The organism is Thermoanaerobacter sp. A7A (genome assembly GCF_000445185.1).
In the GTDB taxonomy this organism is placed as follows: domain Bacteria; phylum Bacillota; class Thermoanaerobacteria; order Thermoanaerobacterales; family Thermoanaerobacteraceae; genus Thermoanaerobacter.
The window spans coordinates 1-3790 of record NZ_AVAF01000110.1; the positions used below are offsets into that span (position 1 = coordinate 1).

Sequence of the window (3790 nt, forward strand, 5' to 3'; positions counted from 1 at the left end):
TTCATGAAGGCAAAAAAGTAGGGGAAGCATATAAGGTAAAAGGACCAAACGCAGGGGACGGTTCCTCTCATCTGTTTTTTTAGATGAAGTGAACCGTCTTTTATGTTTTAAATGTAACCATTTTGTAACCAAAATTTAAGAATTTCTTAATAAATTTTAACATTTAAATGGGTATAGTGGAAGAAAAGGGAGAGGCAAGGAGGGTAAAAAGATGAAAGAAAATGAGAAGGAATTAGCTTTTATTGGGTATTTAGCTAGATATGTCAAGTTTGAATCTGTAAAGCTTAAAAAGAAATATCAAAAAGTAAAATATAAAGAACTTTTAATATTAGATGCACCAAGAAATAGTGAAAGCAGTGAGAGCAAAGACGAGGTAGTTGATAACATCACATACAGTTATATCTCATTTGAGGATGAGGTAGTAGACAAATGTATGATTTCAAAATATAAAGAATTACTTGAACCAGAGGAATTTGAGGTATTAATACTAAATGTTATAGAAGGCGTATCTCAAAAAGAAATTGCATCAATGCTCCACAAAACGCAGTGTTAAAACAGGATTTAATCGAGATCATAATAAGAGCAGTAAGAAATTTTGAGATAAAATGAAAATAAAATTTTGGATCATGGAATATTTTTTAGAAATTTTAGCTTTTATATAGATAGAGGGGAAATAAAAAAGTGTGAGGTGATGCGAGAGCGATGATTGATTTAGAGATAAAAGTAAAAGAGGCATACCCGCCGTTTATTTCTTATGGTGAAAATATTTTTGAATTAGAAAAACAGGAAGGAAGATGGAAAATAACCAAACATATTTATAATGAATGGGATTTAAGGGCATATGAGCTTTATACTGATAAAAAATTGTCCGAACCTGACTAGGAACAAATAAAAGAACAAATAGACAAAGAATTTGGAATTAAATAACAATTCGTATAAAAATTTGAGTAAACAAAAAATCTACATTTTATGTTTTTTTCACAGTTCTTAAATAGAAATTAATATATAATTTGTCTATTTAAAAATATAGAAATGCATTACCTTTTTAGTCATGTCAAGGTAAGGAGTTATATCTTTATATTGTATTTGTAAATATGCGTCGTACTGTGCGTTGTAAAAAGATTCAATAGTATTTTTAATATTTTCTTCTTCAATAATTTGGGAAGAGAGAAATTTTGCAAAAACAACATAATTTGGTATTACTAAAATTAAACATAATATCACTAACATTATCTTTTTCATTACTACTTTCTCCTTTCAGATTTTTTAAAAATTTGAAAAATACGAGATTGATTTTGGATATTTTACCTGCAACAGTCATGAGTTAAATCGAGCGTTTTACTACACAGCTTTTTGAATATAAAATTATGTCGAAATATTATGATAGAAATTCATTCACATTACTATATATGTATGTATATAATGTTAATATCAGGATTAAATCAATATGTTTAATTATGTATCTAAAGTTGAGTTAAGCAATACATTTACTCTTGAATAATTGGGGTGTGTAGATAATGAGTTTTTTCCAATTTAAGCTTATTTATAATAAAAACCTTATAATAATTTACTTACTCTTTTTTGCCTTTTTCTTTGTAGTAGATTCATTTGAAACGCTATTACCTCTTTATTTAAAGGAAGTCAAAATGAATGCCACGATTTTAGGTACAATTGTATTTTTAGCGAATTTGTTACGCACGGTTTCTTCAACACCTATTGGGCATTTAGGGGATACTATTGGTTATAAAAGACTCGTATTATTTATTTTTTTATTGCTAATTGTGGCTTTTCTATGCTTGGCTATTTTTAAAATACATATAACTATATTTTTATTATCTGTCTTAATTTTAGCGAGTAAAACACCATTCAATATTACTTTAAATCCCATGTTGGCATTAATGGTGGAATCTAACAAGCGTGGTTCGGCTTTTGGAGTAAGGGATATTTTTCTATATAGTGGAATTACACTTGGCATGCTTGTAGCGGGATTACTTACCCAGTATGGATTTCATATTGTTTTTCTTGCAAATGGTATATTACTACTATTAATGTTACCGCTTGTATTTATTTTGAAAGAAAGTAAAGTTAGCGAAAAAGCCGAGGATATTAAACAGAAATCTAAATTTTGGGCACAACTTCGAGAAATTAAAAACAAGAAGGTTTTAAAGGTATTTAGTGTAATTGTTTTTCTGACATCATTTGCAAGTGGCACATTGGTTTTTATCCCATTAAAAGGAAGTGAAATTGGCATTGCTGATAATTTTATTCTATATACATTTGCGGGTTCGTCATTTCTTGCAGCTATTTTATCTTACGTTGGTGGTAGAATAACCGATTTATTTAATCGCAAAAATCTGTTCTTGGTGAATTTGGTATTTACATTAATACTTTATGTATTTTTGTATTTATCTTCCTCCATAACAGCATTTGTTATTTCAATACTTTTATATACGACTATTCTTGTTTTTGCGCCAATTTATCCAGTTTACTTTTTCGATTGTTTTTCCGAACAAGATGCTGGTAAGGCTTGGGGAATTGTTTCTACATTTTCTTTAGTCGCCGAGATGATTGCCCCTTTAATTTGGGGAGCAATATGGGATACATCATCCCAAGGAATGATTTTTATTTTTGCCGGATTGTTCGTAATATTTGCAATTATTCTGTCGTTAATATATTTGCCACCAAATGCAGTTGCTTTGAAATTTATAGGGATGTGGAAAATTAATTAAAATAATCATAATCAAAAACCAAAATATGTATGAGATACAATATATAGTAATCAACACTGACAATCAAACATAAATAGCTGGTACATGTAAGATTTCCTTCTCCTTAAAAAATATTTTCATGAGGTATATATAATAATTCGACAAATGGTAGGGGAAATCCTACGTAAAAGATAAAAAATTCAAGAGTGATAGGAAAAAAGTATATCTGTAGAATGGCTTAAATGAAGGCTTTTGAATTTTGCACAAGTCTAATTGTGCAATGTTAGGAGGGATTATTGTATGAAAAAATTCTTTTGGTTGTTAGGCTTTCTTGGTTTTCTTGGTTTTTTAGGATTTTTTAAATCTTATATGTATTTTGCATTTTTTGCTTTTTTCTCTAACTTTTTTACTAGTCGATATATTAACATCCTACAGGATAAACAACTTCAAAACAAAATGGCAGAAGCGCATACAGTGAGTTTTGTTGTGACTAGTTTTTTCTTATCATTCATGCTAATAATGCTGATATTTAACGTAAGTTATGAAATTTTTAAAGCTATGTTTTGCATTATTTTTGCTTTAATTTCTATTATAGATTCCTACCTACTTTATAAATACACAGGAAGTAATCAAAAATAAAACTCAGACCTCTGTTTTATCAGCCTATAACAGAATTATCAATTGGTACATAATTAACCTATGGGAGATGAAAAGAAATTACTCCACTACCTGCTGCAATATTTTTATGATTTTTACGTTAAATTTTACTGTAGATTGGAAATAGAAGAAGGATTTTAGGGAATTTTGTAGAATTTATAGTATTGTGTTCCAGTAGTTGTTTTTTGTTATAGTTTGAGAGATTATAATTTGTATAAATTTTGCATAAACGGAGGTCGCAGATGGATAGTGTGCTTTCTGTAAAAAATCTAAAAAAGTATTATGGCAAGGTAAAAGCAGTTGATGGGATCTCTTTCAAGATGTATCCTGGAGAAGTTGTAGGGCTTATAGGTCCAAATGGTGCAGGGAAAAGTACTACTTTAAAGATTTGATAGTGAGATGGGAGTGAGAGCTATGTCAAAAGA

At 29.1% G+C, this 3790-nt stretch carries 5 protein-coding genes and 1 pseudogene; 5 read left to right on the top strand and 1 reads right to left on the bottom strand.

The genetic code is table 11. The features are described 5' to 3' along the window. Nucleotides 1-211 precede the first annotated feature (211 nt). Nucleotides 212-553 (top strand): sigma-70 family RNA polymerase sigma factor, encoded by a 342-nt coding sequence (locus M663_RS15385; RefSeq protein WP_273702663.1) that lies wholly within the window; start codon nucleotides 212-214, stop codon nucleotides 551-553. Nucleotides 554-702: 149 nt separating this feature from the next. Then, a complete protein-coding gene (locus M663_RS14640; RefSeq protein ID WP_273702664.1) occupies nucleotides 703-882 on the top strand; it encodes a hypothetical protein in 180 nt (59 codons plus the stop codon). 132 nt (nucleotides 883-1014) lie between these two features. Here the strand turns inward: M663_RS14640 and M663_RS0107480 are convergent, their stop codons facing one another. Further along, nucleotides 1015-1242, bottom strand: a complete 228-nt coding sequence (locus M663_RS0107480) for a hypothetical protein (RefSeq protein ID WP_029688484.1) — start codon at nucleotides 1240-1242, stop codon at nucleotides 1015-1017. A 275-nt stretch (nucleotides 1243-1517) separates the two neighbouring features. Here M663_RS0107480 and M663_RS0107485 point away from each other — a divergent pair, with 275 nt between their 5' ends. From M663_RS0107485 to M663_RS15390, 3 genes and pseudogenes are all read left to right on the top strand, one after another. Further along, on the top strand, nucleotides 1518-2729 hold the full coding sequence (locus M663_RS0107485; protein ID WP_029688485.1) for an MFS transporter: 1212 nt from the start codon (nucleotides 1518-1520) through the stop codon (nucleotides 2727-2729). A 279-nt stretch (nucleotides 2730-3008) separates the two neighbouring features. Beyond that, nucleotides 3009-3347 carry a DUF3796 domain-containing protein gene (locus M663_RS0107490; protein WP_029688486.1) on the top strand — a complete coding sequence of 113 codons (339 nt, stop codon included), beginning with the start codon at nucleotides 3009-3011 and terminating at the stop codon, nucleotides 3345-3347. Nucleotides 3348-3607: 260 nt separating this feature from the next. Beyond that, nucleotides 3608-3751, top strand: a pseudogene (locus M663_RS15390) (ATP-binding cassette domain-containing protein); the annotation flags it as partial. Nucleotides 3752-3790: the final 39 nt, after the last annotated feature.